Raw genomic sequence first — 18,331 nt, 5'->3', positions numbered from 1 at the left:
GGTTCCGGGGCGCCATCGACGGCCGCCTGGCCAGCAGCACGAAACGCCGGAACCTGCCCAAGGCAGTTCCCGGCGTACTCCGGACTTGCCAAGCCGGCATGATCTTTGAGCTTCCCCTGATTCCTTTACGGCGCTGACGGTGCGCCGCTAAAGGGCTCCAAAGCACAAAAACGACAAATCTTTTTCCCGTCAGGCAGGAACCACTTTTTTGGGACGGGCCGGGTCGGGCAAGCCGCACTGGAGAAATTGCCCCCGGCCAACAGCGCCGCAAGCCAAACCGCCATCCCACACCACTTCCCCGCGCGAGAGCGTGGTCTCGGGCCAGCCGGTGACCTGCATGCCTTCATACGGCGTGTAATCGACATCATGGTGCAACATCTCGTTGCGGATGGTGACTTGCTTGTGCGGGTCCCAGATTGCGATGTCGGCGTCGCTGCCGATGGCGATGGTGCCCTTGCGCGGATACAGGCCGTACATCTTGGCCGGATCGGTGGCGGTCAGCGCGACGAAGCGGTTGAGGTCGATGCGTCCCTTGCCCACCCCTTCCGAAAACAGGATCGGCATGCGCGTCTCCAGCCCCGGCGTGCCGTTGGGGATGTAGCGGAACGGCACTTCCTGGCCGCCCGGTTTCTTGCCTTGCGGGTCTTCGTAACGGAACGGCGCATGGTCGGACGAGAATACCGAAAACAGGCCGCTGGCCAGGCCGTCCCACACGTATTGCTGATTGGCCTTGTCGCGCGGCGGCGGGCTGCATACGCACTTGGCGCCGTGGTAGCCGTCGTCCAGATGGTCGGCCGTCAGCACCAGGTATTGCGGACAGGTCTCGGCATAGATGCGCAAGCCGTGGCCGTGCGCCCAGCGGATCTGCTCGATGGCCTCCTGGCCGGAGACGTGCACGATCAGGATCGGCACGTCCACCAGTTCCGACAAGGCGATGGCGCGGTGCGTGGCTTCGCGCTCGACCAGCATCGGGCGCGATGCGGCGTGGTATTTCGGCGCGGTCAGCCCGGCCTCCTCCAGCTGTTCGGTCAGCCAGCCGATGCAGTCGGCGTTCTCCGCGTGCACCATGACCATCGCCCCCTCGCGCCGCGCCAGGGCCAGCAGTTCCAGGATCTGGCGGTCGTTGAGCTTCAAGTCGTCATAGGTCATGTAGATCTTGAACGAGGTATAGCCTTCCCGCACCAGTTGCGGCAATTCGTCCTTCAGCACTTTCTCGCTGGGATCGCTGACGATCATGTGGAAGGCATAATCGATCACGGCTTTTCCAGCGGCGCGGCGATGGTAGTCCTCGACCGCGGCGCGCAGCGACTGGCCCTTGGCCTGGGCCGCGAACGGGATCACGGTGGTGGTGCCGCCGCAGGCGGCCGAGATGGTGCCGCTCCTGAAATCGTCGGCCATCTTCAGTCCCGCTTCCATCGGCTGGTCGAGGTGGCAGTGCGCATCCACCCCGCCGGGCAGCACCAGCTTGCCGGCGGCGTCGATCTCCCTCTTCCCGGGCGGCAGGCCGCGGCCCAGCATGGCGACCTTGCCATCCTTGATGCCGACATCGCACTGCATGATGTCGGCGGCGGTGGCCACGGTGCCGTTGCGGATCACTACGTCAAAATGTTCCATGATGGTTTCCTGGTCGGTATCTGCAAACGCGGGGCGAAATCCGCCCTCGCCCGCCGCCTGCAAAGCAAGGCGGCGGAGTGTGCAAAGGGAATCGGGATCGGCTTACCTGACGTCGCGGAACAGGCTGCCCCAGCCGCGGATACGCGACGGGTCGGCGCCGGCCTGCCTGAGCGACTTCCACACCACGGTGGCGATGGTGTCGTAGATCGGGATGCCGGTTTCCTGCTCCAGCTCTTGCACCAGCGGCGCGCCGCGCAGGTTGGTGCAGAAGATGGTGATGGCCTGCGGCTTGTCTTTCGCCACTTCGCGCACCATGGCGCGCAGTTCGTCGGCGCCCACTTCGGAGAAGGAGAAATTGTCCTGCTTGCGCAGGTGGCGTTCGGACACGCACTCATAGCCGGCGCTGCCGTAGTTCCTGATGATGGCGGCCTGCACGTCGTCCAGATAGGGCGTCACCAGGCCGAAACGCTTGACGCCGGTGATGTCGAAGATTTCATTCAGGGCCAGCACCGAGGTGCAGGCCGGGATGCCGGTGGCCTCGGTGATGCGGCGGCACAGGCGTTCGTCGGCCTCGAAGCCGAGCCAGCCGGAAGAGGTGCCGTTCCAGCCGATGCTGCCGACCTTGGCGTGCGACAGCAGCTCGGCCGCGCGCAGGATCTCGCTGTCGTCGAACTGGGCCAGCGCCTGGTTGGACAAGGCGATCTCGGTGACGCGGAAGCGCCCGAAGTGGGCGCTGGCCTCGGGGATATCGGCGATCATCGCGGTGGTCACCGGCTCCAACGTGGTGTTGGAGGACGGCGTCAGCATGCCGAGCAAAGTGCGTTGCGTCATTGATATTCCTTTCACGCCGCCAGCTTGGCGGCATCGGCATGCGCCAGCGCCGATTCCTCGCGGATCAGGCTCAGCACATGGCGCTTGTATTGGTTGAATTCCTGCGTGGTAGTGTCGCGCGGGCGCGCCAGGTCGATGTCGATCAGCTCGCGCATGCGGCCCGGCCGGTGCGTCATCACCGCCACCTTGGTGGCCAGGATCAGCGCCTCGTCCACGCTATGGGTCACGAACACGATGGTACCTTCATAGCGCTGCCACAGCGCCACCAGCTCTTCCTGCATCTCCAGCTTGGTCTGCGCATCCAGGGCGGCGAAAGGCTCGTCCATCAGGATCACCGACGGGTTCTGCAGCAAGGCGCGGGCGATGCCCACGCGCTGCGCCATGCCGCCGGAAAGTTCGCTGGGATAGTGGTTCTCGAAACCCTTGAGCTTCACGGTCTCGATGAAGGGCTGGGCCGCCGCGCGCCGCTCAGCCGCGCTCTTGCCTTGCAGCTTGAGCGAGAAGGCGACGTTGTCCCACACCGGCAGCCAGGGCATCAGGTTGGCCTGCTGGAACACCATACCGCGGTCGGCGCCGGGGCCGGCGATGTTCTTGCCGTCCACCTTCACCTCGCCGGCGGTCGGGAATTCGAAGCCGGCGATCATGTTCAACAGCGTCGACTTGCCGCAGCCCGAGGGGCCGAGCAGGCACAGGAATTCCTTCTTCTCCAGCTTGAGGCTGACGTTGTCGATCGCCAGCATATCGGTACCACGCTTGCGATCCTTGAACACCTTGACGATGTCGTTCAGTTCGATGAATGCCATGCTCATTTTCCTTTCACGCCTTGCCCTGCACGGTGGAGACATGCTGCCAGCGCAGCACCGAATTCATGATCTGCTTGAGCAGCCAGTCAGCCAGGAATCCCAGCAGGCCGATGCTGATCATCGCCGCGATCACCAGGTCGTAGCGCAGGAAGTAATACGAATCCCACAGCGCGTAACCCAGGCCGCTCTTGACCGCCACCATCTCGGCCGTGACCGTCAGCATCCAGGCGCTGCCGATGCCGATGCGCAGGCCGGCGAAGATGCTCGGCATGGCCGCCGGCAGGATCACGAAACGCAGCAACTGGCCCTGTCTGGCGCCGGCCATGGCGGCCGCGCGCAACAGGTTGCGGTCGGAAGTCTTCACGCCGTGCACGGTGTTCATCAGGATCGGGAAAAAGGCGCCGAGGAACACCAGGAAGATCGCCGGCTTGTTGGCGATGCCGAACCAGATGATGGCCAGCGGAATCCACGACACCGGCGGAATCGGCCGCAGCATCTGCACGGTCGGTTCGATGGCGCGCTCGACCCAGCGCCACCAGCCGATCGCCACGCCCAGCGCGATGCCTGACACGGCGGCGATCAGGTAGCCGGCGGTCACCCGCATGCAGCTTGCCATGGCGTCGTAGATCCACTTGCCGCTGCTGTCCTGGGCGGCGTCGTTGATGCCGAAGATCCAGTCCATCCAGGTGGCGAACACGCGCGACGGCGCCGGCAGCAGCGCCGGCGGAATCACGCCGGAACGGGAGAATGCCTCCCAGAACAGCACCAGCAGCACCGGAACCGCGAAGCGCCACTTCGCCTCCGACAGGGAACGCATCAATCCATTCATGGCGATTCCTTCCGTCCTCATCAATAACCGAGCTCGGACTTCGGCTTGCCCGTGACGCTCATCAGGAAGCTATAGTCCAGGTTCTTTTCCGCCAGTGCCGAGACATCGCCGGAGACGTACTTCAGGTCCTTCATCATGCCGGCGATGGCCTTGGTCTGGGCGCGGTACATGCGGTAGTCGGGGTAGGCGTTGTTAAGCGCCTCGGTAGCGATCTTGGGATCCAGGCCGGTGCCCTTGACGATGCTGTTGATCCAGCCCTGCTTGTCCTTCTGCAGTCCGTCCACCAGCTTGACCACGGCGGCCACCGTCTCCTTCACTTCGGCCGGATGCTCCTTGATCACGTCCGAACGGGTCACGATCAGGTTGGTCAGGCGCCCGGCGGCCTGGTCGTACGGATAGGCGAAGTGCTTGCCCACGCCGGTCATGCGGATCTGGGAGGCGAACGGTTCGACCGAGCAGATCAGTTCGACCTCGCCGCGCGAGAGCGCCGCCGCGTGATCGGACGGATTGGGGATATTGACGAACTGCACGTCCTTGGACGGATCGATGCCGTGGCCGGCCAGTTCGCCGCGCATGTGCAGGTCTTGCGCGTTGCCGCGCGAGGCGGCGATGCGGAAGGGCTTGCCCTGTGCCTTGTATTCCGCAATCAGCTTCTTCAGGCCGGCCCAGTCATCCGAAGCCAGCTTGCTGTCCTTGCCCACCAGCATTTCAGAACCGCCGTTGACCTGGCCCGACACCGCCACCAGATCGAAACCCTTGTCCAGGCCGCTCACATACGCAAGGTAGGTGACCTGGGCAATGTCCACGCTCTTGGACACCAGCGCGGTCAGCGCATCGCTGCCGGCGGTGAAGTTGATGCCTTCGATCTCCACGTTCTGGGCCAGCGCCGGCACCATGGCCATCGACATGCAGTGCGCGCACTTGGCATACGCCAGCTTGATCTTCGGCTTGGACTGGGCGGAGGCCGCCCCCGCCGCCATCACGCCACAGGCCAGCATGGCAGCCAGGGCCACACCCTTGAGGGACAGGCCGAACGGGGACTTGCGAACTTGCTTTTGCATCGTTTTTCTCCCTGAAATGAACAAACCACAGATAAATTGTGACAATTTAATTTTTCATTGCCACGATTTATGCAATAGGTGTGCCAGCCAGGAAAAATGATGGCGAATGTCTTCCAAAATCGCCAGGAAGGCTTGCTCTACATAGAGAAGACAGCTTCGCGGGAACAAAGATTGCGGGGCGGAAAGGCCAAGGATTCGCACCAACTTGCAGCCGGAATGCGATGCAAAGGACAGAAACCTCCCCATATAAGTGCGCCAAAATGATTTTTATCTGTACGAATATTTTTATAATTTTGTGACAAATAAATCCCACAATTTTCGGCTATGATGGCGCCAAGCATGACACCGATAACGCCACGCACATACTGCGGGCGCATTTACGCCGAGACGACACGAGCATGAGCACCAGTGCCAATACCAGCGCGGCCCCATCCAGCCGCAAGAAAAGCATCGCCAAACCCGACAACAGCCCCTTGCCCGGCCAGGCCATCAGCGCCCGCCCGATGGCCGGCGATGCGATCTACGAGCGCATCCTGGGCGCGATCATGGAACACCGCCTCACGCCCGGCACCAAGCTGGTGGAAGAGAAGCTGGCCAGCATCTTCGGCGTCAACCGCACGCGCGTGCGCGAAGTGCTGGCGCGCCTGTCGCACGAAGGCCTGATCACCACCATCCCCAACCGCGGCGCCTTCGTCGCCAGCCCCACCCCCGACGAAGCACGCGCCATCTTCGCCGCGCGCCGCCTGCTGGAACCGGCCCTGCTGCGCCACCTGTGCGAACACACCCAACCCACGCACATCGCGCAACTGCGCGAGCATGTGGCGCAAGAAGCCAGGGCCCGCGAAAACAACGACCGCCGCGCCATCATCCGCCTCTCCGGCGAATTCCATATCCGCATCGCCGACATGGTCGAAAACCCGGTAATGAGCAAGATGATGCGCGAACTAGCCTCGCTCACCTGCCTGATCATCGTGCTGTACGACTCGCCCACGGTACCGGCCTGCACCCACGACGAACACGGCCAGATCATCGACGCGATCGCCGCCGGCCGCGCCGAAGATGCCGTGGCCGCCATGATCGAGCACCTGCACCACATCGAGCAAGTGCTGGACATGTCGGCACCGCCAAGCGAAGACGAAGATCTCGAGGAAATGCTGGGAATGGTTTAAGAACAACAAGAAGGCAAAGACAAAAAAACAAAAACAAAAAAAAGAAAAAAACAGCAAGAACAATAGCGCCCCACAACACCGAAGCCGCAGGCGAGCAGCAAGCAGCGCAATGCCGAAGGCGAGCCGGTAACGATTTCCCCTTGTGGGCCAGCCGCCGGAGCGCGGTAAAAAATGGATCAGCGAGGCAGTCGGAGCGCAGCGACTCTGCCTCGCCCATTTTTTACCGCGCTCCGGCGGGAACCCCGAAGGGGCTGGCACTTAGGGGTCGCCTTTCTTTGCTTACTTTCTTTGGCGAAGCAAAGAAAGTGAGCGGCTGCCGGGCCGCCCCCGGCGCTCCCTTCCGACCGGAGAAAGATAGGAATTAAGCCGGTACATCTGCACGAAGCAAGACCAGACTACCCACTAAGCCCTCAACATCCCCCAAGCCAACCGCACCAACTCATCCTCAAACTGCCGCGTCCCCAACAACGGCGACTCCTCCAGCGAAGCGCTGCGTATCGCCCCCATCACCGCCCGGGTAAGCACAAAAATCCCCGCCGCATTCGGCACCCGCATCCCCGGCGACTCCACCTGCGCCAACGCCACCGCGATATGCTCGGCCCCTTCGCGCATGGCCTGCATGATGTTCTCATGATGATCCATGCGCCACGCCAGTCGTATCAACGACCGCTTGAACGGCCCGCCGGCGCCGAAGGCTGCGACCAGCACCCGGATGCGTTCGCGGATGATGCGCTCGGGATCGGCGCCCTCCGCCAGCGACCTGACCAGCATCTGCTGCATCTCATCCATCACCTTGCGCCGCCCGCGATGGATCATCGCCAGCAGGATCGCCTCCTTGGTGGGAAAGTACTGGTACAGGGTGCCAATGGAAAAACCGGCCCGCTCGGCGATCTTGTTGGTGGTCAGTTGCGCCTCGCCTTGTTCATCGACGATCTGAGCGGTGGCATCGAAAATGGTCTCGATAGTGCGCTGCGCGCGGTCCTGCACCGGCTGCTTGCGCATGACCTGTGCGGCTTCCGGCGGTTTTTTCTTGCGGGAAAGTGCCATGATGGAAAACTGAGCCCGAAACGAGTTGAGCATAAACGGCTAAAACTGAATAATGCTCATATTCGTCCACCGCAGCAAGCCGATATCATGCCCCTCCCCGCCATCGACCTTCCCGTGCGCAAACTCGCCGTCGACCTCGCATCCGGCTTCGCGCGCCACTGGCATGGCGGCGACGCCTACCGCAGCATGCATTTCAACGCCCTGTCGATGAGCTTTCCGGTAGGCGAACAATTCTTCATCGATGCGGTGCGCAGCGGCGCCGCCACCCTGCCCGACGACGACGCCCACGCACCGTTGCACAAGCTGGTCGCACAGTTCATCGGCCAGGAGGCGACCCACCGCCACCTGCACGGCTTGTACAACCGCCACCTGGAGCGGCAAAACCTGCGCAACCGCTGGCAAGGCTGGGCCCAGCGCCGCGTCGACTGGAGCGTCGCCTGCGGTCTCTCGCCGCTCAACCTGGTGGCGGTCACCGCCGCCTACGAACACCTCACCGCCGTCTTCGCCGATGCCCTGCTGCGCCACGGCTGGATGGACGGCGCCGACGAGCAGATGCAGATACTGTGGCACTGGCATGCATCGGAAGAGACCGAACACAAGGCGGTGGCCTTCGACCTCTACCGCGCCATGGGCGGCGGCAACCTGCGCCGCGTGGCCTGGTACCTCTACGTGTTTGGCATCTTCTCGCTGGAAAGCACTGTGCAGACGCTGCTCAACCTGAAGCGCGACGGCAGCCTGCTGCGGCCCCGCACCTGGATCTCGGCCCTGGGCTTCTGGTTCGGCCGCAATGGCCAGTTGCGTCGCTGCACCATGCCGCTGCTGCATTACCTGCGCCCCGGCTTCCATCCTGACCACGACGGCAACCGCGCCGTCGCCGCACAATGGCTGGACGATAACCGCCAGCGCTGGACCCGCGTGAAATAATTGCAAGCACGCGCGCCCGCCGCCGCGTTACCATCAGGCGCAGACAACAACATCCAGGAGACCGGCGATGAGCGCACAAGATCATCCATCCCAACCCATCCTGCTACGGGAAGACAGGCAAGGCATCACGACCCTGACGCTGAACCGTCCGCAGCAATTCAATGCCCTTTCCGAAGCCATGCTCGATGCGCTGCAAACGCAGCTCGAGCAACTGGCCGACGACGACAGCGTGCGTTGCGTGGTGCTGGCCGCCAACGGCAAGGCATTCTGCGCCGGCCACGACCTGCGGGAGATGCGCGCCACGCCGCAGATCGGCTACTACCAGGATTTGTTCCGCCGCTGCAGCCGCGTGATGCAAGCCATCCAGGCGCTGCCGGCGCCGGTGATCGCACGCGTGCACGGCATCGCCACCGCGGCAGGCTGCCAGCTGGTCGGCAGCTGCGACCTGGCAGTCGCCTCGCACGCTGCGCGCTTCGCGGTGTCCGGCATCAACGTCGGCCTGTTCTGCGCCACCCCCTCGGTGGCCTTGACGCGTAACGTGCCGATCAAGCGCGCCTTCGAGATGCTGGTCACCGGCAAGTTCATCGAGGCGCAAACCGCATCCGACTGGGGCCTGATCAACCAGGCGGTGGAACCGGAGGAACTGGATGCGGCAGTCGCCGCGCTGGCGGCACAGATCGTCGCCAAGAGCCCGGTGTCGGTCCGCTACGGCAAGGCCATGGTCTATCGCCAGAAGCAGATGGCGCTGTCCGACGCCTACGACTATGCGGCCGATGTCATGGCGCGCAACATCATGGAAGACGATGCGATGGAAGGCATCGATGCCTTCCTCGAAAAACGCGCGCCCAAATGGGGGCCACCGGCGTAAACGGCGCACTGTTTTTTTATGGCCTGTTAACGCTGCGCACGCAAAGTTTTACCCGGATTAAACGCCGCCTTGCCTAAGCTGAATGCTCCTCAACCCGTGGAGCTTCCAGCATGAACCGCAAGACACAACAAGAACAGCAAACCCGCTTCCCGCAACACCCGCCGCTGGGCCGTCGCCGCCTGCGCAACGCGCACCTGGCCGGCCTGGCGACGCTGGCCGCCGCCGGCGCGCTGCTGGCCATTGCCGTGATCGCGCCGGCGCAGGCCGCCGAGGGCACGTCGGCCGCAGAATCCGCAGAAATCGCCAATGCCTCGCCGCTGCACCTGAGCGGCAACCTCGGCGTGGTCAGCCAGTACGTCTTCCGCGGCACCACCCAGACCAACAAAAAACCGGCCCTGCAAGGCGGCTTCGACCTCACGCACGACAACGGCCTGTACGCCGGCATCTGGATGTCCAACGTCAGCTGGATCTCCGACGCCAACCCGGCCGCCTCGGCCAGCCTGGAGGCCGACCTCTACGCCGGCTGGAAGCCGGCAATCAGCGACTGGCTCAACGCCGACATCGGCGTGCTGCACTACGCCTATCCTGGCAGCTATCCGGGCGGCATGACCAAGCCCGACACCACCGAGATCTACGCCGGACTGGATGCCAGATGGATCGCCTTCAAGTATTCGTACAGCACCGGCAACACCTTCGGCAATGCCGATACCAGCGGCAGCAGCTATGCCGACCTGTCGGTGAACCATGAACTGTTCGCCGGCATCATCGGCATCGCCCATATCGGCCGCCAACGCTATACCGGCCCGAATTCCGCGGCGCTGTCCTATACCGACTGGAAACTCGGCGTCACGCGCGACTTCTCCGGCTACGTATTGGGCCTGGCCTATACCGATACCAACGCCGCCGACGCCGGCTACACCATCCGCGGCAAGAACATCGGCAACAGCCAGGTGGTGCTGTCGCTGAACAAGGCGTTTTGAATTTGAGAAGCCGGCACAAGGATTTCCATCATGCGTACCCCAAGTCCCCCGAGACTGCACCGGCTCTCCCCGCGCCACCTCTTCCTGCGTACCGGTCACCGTCGCTACTATCGCTGCGCACTGGCCGCGCTGCTGTTCTTCATCGCCTGCGCCGGCCTGTTGCCGCTGGCCCAGGCGGTCGTCCCCTATCGTTCTCCCGACGACTACGGCCCCTCGCCGCAGGCGCAACAGCACCGCGGCGACTGCCGCCGCCAAGTGCGGCAAGCGCTGGATGGAAAGATAGAAAGCGAGGATTTCGTCGCCCGCGCCGGCCGCGAATATTTCCGCTACGTGGTGCGTCAGAACCTGCGCGAGGTGATGTTCATCTGCGATGCGCGGACCGGGGAGATACGCAGGCAGATCGATATATGGGGGGATCTTTAGGGTACGCCCGATGAGACAGCAGCAATGAGACAGCAACAAGCCGGCGGGTAGACAAAACGGGGAACTGGCGGCAAGATGCGGCATCGTTTCCAACCCGGGCCGACCCGCATGCAAACCGACTACAGCGCCATTCTCCAGTGTCAACTCCCTGGCCTTGATCCACCTGGCCTTCAGGCAGTTGATGAAGCGCCGCAAAGGCCGGCAGCTGGACCAGCAGATCAAGGCGGCTTCCGCCGGCCAATGGATCGGCGCCGCGCCCGATGCCTTGGTTCGCCAGCTCGGCGCGCCAGCCAGCCAGGGCGCGCCCGATCAAGGCCAGGGCACCTATGTCTGGCAGGGCGAGCGCCATGTCCTGGAAGCCATCTATCGCGACGGCAAATGCACCGGGATCGAAACGCGCCAGCATGCCGGCGACCTGTTCCCCAATCTCAACACCTACTTCAACTGCGCCGTGCTGGCCGCATTGGCATGTTCATGGAAATTCCTGGCGGCGCAAAGCGGCGCGCAAGACGCCGGTGAAGCGCTACCGGTCTCAGCGGCGGCCAGGCAGTATGCGGTCAACTTCGTGCTGTTCCTGCTGGGCGCCTGGATCGTCTCTTTCGGCTTGAAACGCCATCAATTGCTGCTCTGCGCCGGCTGCATCGTCATGGCGCTGCTGAGCCTGCCCCTGATCGACTGGCCGTAACAAGCTGCGGCGGGAACAGGCTCACTCGCCCACCACTTCGGCCACCCGGTAGCCCACCCCGATCTCGGTCAGGATATGCACCGGCTGCGCCGCATCCCGCTCCAGCTTCTGGCGCAGGCGCTGCATGTAGATGCGCAAGTAATGATGGTCTTCCGCATGCGACGGCCCCCAACCGGCCACCAGCAATTGCCGGTGCGTGATCACGCGGCCGGCGTCGCGCAGCAGGGTGGCGAGCAGGCGGTATTCGATCTGCGTCAGGTGCAGCGCCTCGCCGTTGCGGGTGACGCTGCGCGCCGGCAAGTCGACCAGCACATCGCCCATGCGGTAGCGGCCGCTGGCCTTTCCTTCACCGGCGGCGCGCGCGTGGCGGCGCAATTGGGCGCGCATGCGGGCCAGCAGCTCGGGCATGCCGAAGGGCTTGACCAGGTAGTCGTCGGCGCCGGCGTCGAGCGCGTCGACCTTTTCCGACTCCTGCGTGCGGGCCGACAGGATGACGATGGGCACGCCGCTCCAGCCGCGGATCTCGGTGATGACCTGCTTGCCGTCAAGGTCGGGCAGGCCGAGGTCGAGGATGACCAGGTCCGGCTTGCGGGTGCCGGCTTCGGTCACGCCTTCGCGCGCGGTCCTGGCCTCGTGGACGATGAAGCCTTCCTGCTCCAGCGCGCTTTTGACCAGCTTGCGGATATGCGGGTCGTCTTCGATGAATACGATGTTGCCTGCGTGTTCCTGCATGTTCTTGTCCTCATTCCTCGGGGAGTGCCGGCTGCACTTCCACTGGCAGGGTAAAGCAGACCGTGGCGCCCGGCCCGGCCTCCTGCGGCGCGATCCATATCCGGCCCTGGTGGGCTTCGACGATGGCGCGGCAAATCGCCAGGCCCAGGCCGACGCCGGGCGTACTCGACTCGTTGTCGCCGCGCGTGAACTTCTCGAAAGCGTGTTGCGCCATGGCCGGCGGAAATCCCCGGCCATGGTCGGATACGCTCACCTTGACCTGTTCGCCGCTTTCCGTCGCCTCGACATGGGCGGCGATGGCAATGCCGCTGCCCGGCGGCGAGTACTTGATGGCATTCTCCACCAGGTTGGCGAATACCCGCTCCAGCAGCACCGCATCCACCCGCAGCAGCGGCAGGTCGGCCGGCAGGCGCGTTTCCACCGTGCGGCCTTCGAGCGCCTTGGACAGCAAGCGCAGCGCCGAACCGGCCACTTCCTCCAGCGCGTTCCACTGGCGGTTCAGCGTCACCACGCCCGCCTGCAGGCGCGCCATGTCGAGCAGGTTGTTCATCAGCCCGACCATCTTCTGCGACTGTTCGCCGATGGTGCGCGCCATGGCGCGGGCGTCCTCGTCCAGCCGGGGAGTGGCGGCCAGCACGTCGGCGCTGCCGACCAATGAGGTCAGCGGCGTGCGCAGGTCGTGCGAGATGGCCGACAGCAGCGAGTTGCGCAGGCGCTCGGACTCCATGCTCACCAGCGCGTCCTGCGCCACTTCGGCATAGTGCAGGCGTTCGATCGCCATGGCAATCTGCGAACAGAAGATCTCCAGCATCTGGCGGTTTTCAGGCAATGCCAGCTGGGCGGCGGCAAGCTGGCGCTCTTCTTCGTTCGCCCCCTCGATGGCAAAGGCCAGCACGCCGCGCGTGCGCATGGTGGCCGTCAGCGGCAGGTACAGCGCGGCGGCCGAAGGCAGCGTGGCGGTACCCTTGCCGGCCGGCTGGCCATTGTCGTAGACCCATTGCGCCACGCCGGCGTCCACGCTCCTGAGCACATGGACGCCGCCCGCTTCCTGCGCCGGCTCGGCCGGGCGCAGCTGGTTGGCGCTGTCGGGCAAGAAAAAGGCAATCCGCGCCCCGAACACCGCGGCCAGATGGCGGCGGCCGATCTCCAGGATCTGGTCCAGCGTCAGCAGCGCCGACAATTCCTTGCCCAGCATGTAGAGGTTGGAGGCGCGCGCCTCGCGCTGCATGGCCACGCGCGCCTGGCGCCGCAGGCGCGCGGTAAGCGAACTGATGAACAGCGATACCGCCAGCATCACGACCAGCGTCAGCAGGTATTGCGCGTCCGATACCGAAATCGAGAAGCGCGGCGCGACAAAGAAGAAATCGAAGGACAGCACCGACAGCACCGACACCAGCGCCGAGGCCGATCGCCCATAGCGCATCGCCACCAGCATCACGCCGACCAGATACAGCATGATGACGTTGGCCGGATGCAAAAAGTCGTTGAGCACGAAAGCCAGCGCCGTGGTGACGGCGCAGCTGACCGCCGCCCAGGCATAACCGCGCGTGCGGCGGCGGCGCGTGAGCAAGGATTCGGCGACGCTGGCGGCGCTGTCATCGCGGCCGGCATCCTCGCCGCGGACATCATGCCGGGCGCGCGGACGCGCCACGGCATAGATGTCGAGTTCTTCGCCCATGGCGGCGATACGCTGCGACAGCGAACCGCCGGGGCGGCGCAGCAGCCGGCGCCAGCCGCCGCGTTGCTGCCCCACCACCAGCTTGCCGGCATTGCGCGCGCGGGCGAACTGCAGCAGCGCCGCGGCCAGGTCGTCGCCGCTGATGCTGGCGGTTTCCGCCCCCAGCGATTGCGCCAGCTTGAGATAAGCGACCACGCGTTCGCGCCCGGCCATTGGCCGGCGGCTGTTGGCCAGGTCGACATGCACCGCCAGCCATTCAGCCTGCAGCTTGGTCGCCAGGCGCGCCGCCTCGCGGATCAGGCGTTCCTCGCCGGCGCCGCTGCCGATGGCCACCACGATGCGTTCGCGCGCCTGCCATAGCTGGGCGATGGAACGGTCGGCGCGGTACTCGCGCATGTCGGCGTCGACGCGGTCGGCGGTGCGGCGCAGGGCGATCTCGCGCAGCGCGATCAGGTTGCCCTTGCGGAAAAAATTGCGCCCGGCCTTCTCGGCCTGCTGCGGCAGGTAGACCTTGCCTTGCTTCAGACGCGCCAGCAGCTCATCGGGCGGGATATCGACCAGCATGACGTCATCGGCCTGGTCGAACACGTGATCGGGCACGGTCTCGAACACGCGGATGCCGGTGATCTGGCCGACCACGTCGTTGAGACTTTCGATGTGCTGGACGTTCAAGGTGGTATAGACATCGATGCCGGCGCGCAGCAGTTCATCGATGTCCTGCCAGCGTTTGGCATGGCGCGAGCCGGGCACGTTGGAATGCGCCAGCTCGTCCACCAGCATGACCTGCGGCTTGCGTTGCAGGGCGGCGTCGAGATCGAATTCGGGCAACTGGCGGTCGCGGTAAGCCACCATCTTTATCGGCAAGCGCTCGATCCCCGCCAGCTGCGCCTCAGTCTCGGCGCGGCCGTGGGTCTCGACTACCCCGGCGACCACGTCGATGCTTTGCGCGCGCAGCACCTGGGCCGCCTCCAGCATGGCGAAGGTCTTGCCCACGCCGGCCGAAAAGCCGAAAAACACCTTCAGACGACCGCGGGCCTGGCGGTCTTCTTCGCGCATTACGCGTTCGAGCAGGTCGTCTGGATTGGGGCGGGTGGTCATTTTTGATGGGTGTTTTGGAGCATTGTAGTTGGTTCTTTGGGTTTTTTTGGGTTGCTCTGGGTAGTCTGCTCTTGCTTCATGCAGATGTACTGGCTTTATGCTTTTCTTTCTCCGGTCGCAGCGGAGCGCCGGGGGCGGCCCGGCAGCCGCTCACTTTTCTTGTCTCGCCAAGAAAAGTAAGCAAAAGAAGGCGACGCAACTACCCAGCCCCTTCGGGGTTCCCGACGGAACGGGCAAAAAAATGGGAAAAGCAGAGTCGCTGCGCTCCGACTGCTTTTCTGATCCATTTTTTTGCCCGTTCCGCCGGCTGGTTAGATGCGACGTCTTGTCCGGCTCGCCTTCGGCATCGCCAAGCTTGCGACTGACTTGGTTCAGAAAATGGAGCCAACGCGCAACTCCCCTCCCAAGCCCGATGCCGCAGGCGAGGCGGTCAGGTTTGCCTCCCCTTGTGGGCCAGCCGTTGGAGGGCGGTAAAAAATGGATCAGCGAGGCAGTCGGAGCGCAGCGACTCTGCCTCGCCCATTTTTCATGACACTCCAACGGGCACCCCGAAGGTGCTGGCACTTAGGGGTCGCCTTTCTTTGCTTACTTTCTTTGGCGAAGCAAAGAAAGTAAGCGGCTGCCGGGCCGCCCCCGGCGCTCACCTCCGACCGGAGAAAGAAAAGCATCAAGCCAGTACATCGACCAGCAGCAAGACCAGACTACCCAAACAAACAAAAAAACAAACGCTATTTATTCCCCAAAGGCGCCACCGCATCCAACGCCAAATTCAACTTCAGCACATTAACCCGAGGCTCTCCAAACAAGCCCCATTGCGGCGCCTCGCTATTCTCCCGGATCAAACCCCTAATCCGGTCAATCCCCACTCCCCGCGCCTGCGCCACCCTCATCGCCTGGTAATCGGCCGCTGCCGGGCTGATGTGCGGATCAAGGCCGCTGCCGGATGCCGTCAGCAAGTCGATGGGGACGGCCCGCCGGCTGCCGTCGCTGGCTTCGCTCAAGGCCTTGGCGCGCTCCTCGGCGGCTTGCTTGAGGGCCGGGTTGGTCGGCCCCAGGTTGCTGCCGCCGGAGGCCATGCCGTTGTTGGGAAAATTGCCGGCGGCCGACGGCCGTCCCCAGAAATAGCCGGGGCCGGAGAAGTTCTGGCCGATCAGCTCCGAGCCGACCGCCACGCCGCCGCGCTCGATAATGCTGCCATTGGCCTGGCGCGGAAAGAAGGCTTGCGCCAGGCCCGTGACGATGGCCGGATAGACGCCGCCCAGCAACACGCCCAGCAGGATGAACAACGTCAGCGCCGGACGCAGCGTGCTCTTGAAGACAGGTAATTTCATGATGTTTCCTTGTGAAGTCGATGCGGGGTCAGACCAGGCCGAAAGCGGCCAGCAACATGTCGATCAGCTTGATGCCGACGAACGGCACCAGCAACCCGCCCACGCCATAGATCAGCAGGTTGCGGCGCAGCAGCACCGCCGCGCCCAGCGCGCGGTAGCGCACGCCGCGCAGCGCCAGCGGAATCAGCGCCACGATCACCAGCGCATTGAAGATCACCGCCGACATGATGGCCGAGCCGGGGCTGGCCAGGTGCATCACGTTCAACGCCCCCAGTTGCGGATAGCTGGCGGCGAACATGGCGGGAATGATGGCGAAATACTTGGCCACGTCGTTGGCGATGGAAAAGGTGGTCAGGCTGCCGCGCGTCATCAGCATCTGCTTGCCGATCTCGACGATCTCGATCAGCTTGGTCGGGTTGGAGTCGAGGTCGACCATGTTGCCGGCCTCTTTCGCCGCCTGGGTGCCGCTGTTCATGGCCACCGCCACATCGGCCTGGGCCAGCGCCGGGGCGTCGTTGGTGCCGTCGCCGGTCATCGCCACCAGCTTGCCTTCGGCCTGGTGCTGGCGGATCAGCGCCAGCTTCTGCTCCGGCGTGGCTTCGGCCAGGAAGTCGTCGACCCCGGCCTCGGCGGCGATGGCGGCGGCGGTCAGGCGGTTGTCGCCGGTGATCATCACGGTCTTGATGCCCATGCGGCGCAGTTCGCCGAAGCGCTCCTTGATGCCGCCCTTGACGATGTCCTTGAGCTCGACCGTGCCGAGGATGCGAATCGGCGCGCCGTTGTTGACGACATCGGCTTCATTGTTCCACTCGACCACCACCAGCGGCGTGCCGCCGCGGCGGGCGATGGATTCGATATCCGTCTCGACCTGGCTGGGCAGGCGCTGGTCGGCTTGCCGCGCCAGCTTGCGGATGGCATCGGCCGCGCCCTTGCGGATGCGGCGCGTGCCGAGGTCGATGCCGGAGACGCGGGTCTGTGCCGAAAACGGGATGAACTGCGCGCCCAGCCCGGCCATCTCGCGTTCGCGCAGGTTGAAGCGGTTCTTGGCCAGCACCACGATGCTGCGGCCTTCCGGCGTCTCGTCGGCCAGCGAGGCCAATTGCGCGACATCGGCCAGCTCACGCTCGGACACGCCCGGCGCCGGCAGGAAGGCGGCGGCCTGGCGGTTGCCCAGCGTGATGGTGCCGGTCTTGTCCAGCAGCAGCACGTCGACATCGCCGGCGGCTTCCACCGCGCGGCCGGAAGTGGCAATCACGTTGGCCTGCATCATGCGGCTCATGCCGGCCACGCCGATGGCCGACAACAGGCCGCCGATGGTGGTCGGGATCAGGCACACCAGGAGCGCGATCAGGGCCGTCACCGACACCGGCGCACCGGCGCCCGCGGCGCTGACCGAGAACAGCGAGAACGGCAGCAGCGTCACCGTCACCAGCAGGAACACGATGGTCAGCGCCACCAGCAGCAGCGTGAGCGCGAGTTCATTGGGCGTCTTCTGGCGGCGCGCGCCTTCGACCATGGCAATCATGCGGTCGAGGAAGGCTTCGCCCGGGTTGACCGAGACGCGCACGATGATCCAGTCCGACAGCACGCGGGTGCCGCCGGTCACCGCCGAAAAGTCGCCGCCGGATTCGCGGATCACCGGGGCCGATTCGCCGGTGATGGCGCTCTCGTCCACGGTGGCCACGCCTTCGATGACGTCGCCATCGGCCGGCACGGTGTCGCCAGCTTCGATCAGCACCAGGTCGCCTTTGCGCAGCGTCCCGCCTTCCACCACTTCACACTGGTCGGCGCCGACGCCGGTGCCGCGCGCCAGTTCGGCGCGGCGCAGCTTCTTGGCCAGCACGCTCTTTTTGACGCCGCGCAAGGCGGCGGCCTGGGCCTTGCTGCGGCCCTCGGCCAGCGCTTCGGCGAAGTTGGCGAACAGCACCGTGAACCACAGCCAGGCGGCCACGGCAAAGATGAAGCCGGCCGGGGCTTCGCCCTTGCCGACCAGCGCCTGGATGAACAGCAGCGTGGTCAGGATGCTGCCGAGGTAGACCACGAACATCACCGGGTTGCGCCACTGCACGCGCGGCGACAGCTTGCGCACCGAGTCGCGCAACGCCGGCTTGACGATTTTTGGATCGAACATCCAGCGCACTGTCTGCGCGGCCGACGGTATCGCGTCGGCCGCGGCTGCTGCGGCACCGGACTGGGTAGGAGAAGAAGGGGTAGTCATATCGGTATCCGTTTCTGGTTGCTCCGCCGCGGCGCTTGGG

Annotated in this window: 15 protein-coding genes and 2 pseudogenes; 6 read left to right on the top strand and 11 right to left on the bottom strand. The window is 64.6% G+C overall.

The features are described from left to right. Window positions 1-189: 189 nt before the first annotated feature. The 5 genes from hydA to FB598_RS00605 are packed head-to-tail and all read right to left on the bottom strand — an operon-like array spanning window position 190 to window position 5,138. Window positions 190-1,677 carry a dihydropyrimidinase gene (gene hydA / locus FB598_RS00625; protein ID WP_255463936.1) on the bottom strand — a complete coding sequence of 496 codons (1,488 nt, stop codon included), beginning with the start codon at window positions 1,675-1,677 and terminating at the stop codon, window positions 190-192. Between the two features lie 39 nt (window positions 1,678-1,716). Continuing rightward, window positions 1,717-2,445 carry an aspartate/glutamate racemase family protein gene (locus FB598_RS00620; protein ID WP_141911576.1) on the bottom strand — a complete coding sequence of 243 codons (729 nt, stop codon included), beginning with the start codon at window positions 2,443-2,445 and terminating at the stop codon, window positions 1,717-1,719. Between the two features lie 11 nt (window positions 2,446-2,456). After that, a complete protein-coding gene (locus FB598_RS00615; protein ID WP_141911574.1) occupies window positions 2,457-3,248 on the bottom strand; it encodes an ABC transporter ATP-binding protein in 792 nt (263 codons plus the stop codon). 13 nt (window positions 3,249-3,261) lie between these two features. Continuing rightward, the gene (locus FB598_RS00610) at window positions 3,262-4,077 is read right to left on the bottom strand and encodes an ABC transporter permease (RefSeq protein ID WP_141911572.1); all 816 of its coding nucleotides are present in this window, start codon (window positions 4,075-4,077) and stop codon (window positions 3,262-3,264) included. 20 nt (window positions 4,078-4,097) lie between these two features. Further along, window positions 4,098-5,138 (bottom strand): ABC transporter substrate-binding protein, encoded by a 1,041-nt coding sequence (locus tag FB598_RS00605; protein ID WP_141911570.1) that lies wholly within the window; start codon window positions 5,136-5,138, stop codon window positions 4,098-4,100. A 398-nt stretch (window positions 5,139-5,536) separates the two neighbouring features. Between FB598_RS00605 and FB598_RS00600 the strand changes: the two genes are divergently transcribed. After that, window positions 5,537-6,307 carry a GntR family transcriptional regulator gene (locus FB598_RS00600; protein WP_141911568.1) on the top strand — a complete coding sequence of 257 codons (771 nt, stop codon included), beginning with the start codon at window positions 5,537-5,539 and terminating at the stop codon, window positions 6,305-6,307. Window positions 6,308-6,709: 402 nt separating this feature from the next. On the opposite strand, the gene FB598_RS00595 is transcribed toward FB598_RS00600, so the two are convergent. After that, entirely contained in the window at window positions 6,710-7,387 is a 678-nt protein-coding gene (locus FB598_RS00595) for a TetR/AcrR family transcriptional regulator (RefSeq protein ID WP_255515704.1), read from the bottom strand. A 54-nt stretch (window positions 7,388-7,441) separates the two neighbouring features. Between FB598_RS00595 and FB598_RS00590 the strand changes: the two genes are divergently transcribed. The 5 genes from FB598_RS00590 (at window position 7,442) to FB598_RS00570 (ending at window position 11,234) form a co-directional block, all read left to right on the top strand. Next, entirely contained in the window at window positions 7,442-8,278 is an 837-nt protein-coding gene (locus tag FB598_RS00590) for a metal-dependent hydrolase (RefSeq protein WP_141911566.1), read from the top strand. 67 nt (window positions 8,279-8,345) lie between these two features. Then, window positions 8,346-9,146: an enoyl-CoA hydratase gene (locus tag FB598_RS00585; protein WP_141911563.1), complete on the top strand. Its 801-nt coding sequence runs from the start codon at window positions 8,346-8,348 to the stop codon at window positions 9,144-9,146. Between the two features lie 110 nt (window positions 9,147-9,256). Continuing rightward, window positions 9,257-10,126 carry a TorF family putative porin gene (locus tag FB598_RS00580; protein WP_141911561.1) on the top strand — a complete coding sequence of 290 codons (870 nt, stop codon included), beginning with the start codon at window positions 9,257-9,259 and terminating at the stop codon, window positions 10,124-10,126. Between the two features lie 30 nt (window positions 10,127-10,156). Beyond that, window positions 10,157-10,549, top strand: a complete 393-nt coding sequence (locus FB598_RS00575) for a hypothetical protein (protein ID WP_141911559.1) — start codon at window positions 10,157-10,159, stop codon at window positions 10,547-10,549. A gap of 181 nt (window positions 10,550-10,730) precedes the next feature. Continuing rightward, a complete protein-coding gene (locus tag FB598_RS00570) occupies window positions 10,731-11,234 on the top strand; it encodes a hypothetical protein (RefSeq protein ID WP_255463937.1) in 504 nt (167 codons plus the stop codon). Between the two features lie 21 nt (window positions 11,235-11,255). Here FB598_RS00570 and FB598_RS00565 read toward each other — a convergent pair whose 3' ends face one another. From FB598_RS00565 to kdpB, 5 genes and pseudogenes are all read right to left on the bottom strand, one after another. Continuing rightward, complete coding sequence (locus tag FB598_RS00565; RefSeq protein ID WP_141911556.1) at window positions 11,256-11,966, bottom strand: response regulator; 711 nt, start codon at window positions 11,964-11,966, stop codon at window positions 11,256-11,258. Window positions 11,967-11,976: 10 nt separating this feature from the next. Then, a pseudogene (locus FB598_RS20975) lies at window positions 11,977-12,333 on the bottom strand (sensor histidine kinase); the annotation flags it as partial. A gap of 156 nt (window positions 12,334-12,489) precedes the next feature. Then, window positions 12,490-14,700, bottom strand: a pseudogene (locus FB598_RS00560) (DUF4118 domain-containing protein); the annotation flags it as partial. Window positions 14,701-15,470: 770 nt separating this feature from the next. Then, entirely contained in the window at window positions 15,471-16,073 is a 603-nt protein-coding gene (gene kdpC, locus FB598_RS00555) for a potassium-transporting ATPase subunit KdpC (protein ID WP_141911551.1), read from the bottom strand. 28 nt (window positions 16,074-16,101) lie between these two features. Continuing rightward, a complete protein-coding gene (gene kdpB / locus FB598_RS00550; RefSeq protein ID WP_141911549.1) occupies window positions 16,102-18,291 on the bottom strand; it encodes a potassium-transporting ATPase subunit KdpB in 2,190 nt (729 codons plus the stop codon). Window positions 18,292-18,331 lie beyond the last annotated feature (40 nt).

Source organism: Herbaspirillum sp. SJZ106 (assembly GCF_006715495.1).
Classification (GTDB): Bacteria; Pseudomonadota; Gammaproteobacteria; order Burkholderiales; family Burkholderiaceae_D; genus Herbaspirillum.
The sequence above is the reverse complement of the archived record's forward strand: the minus strand, read 5'-3'. Positions and strand labels throughout refer to the sequence as shown.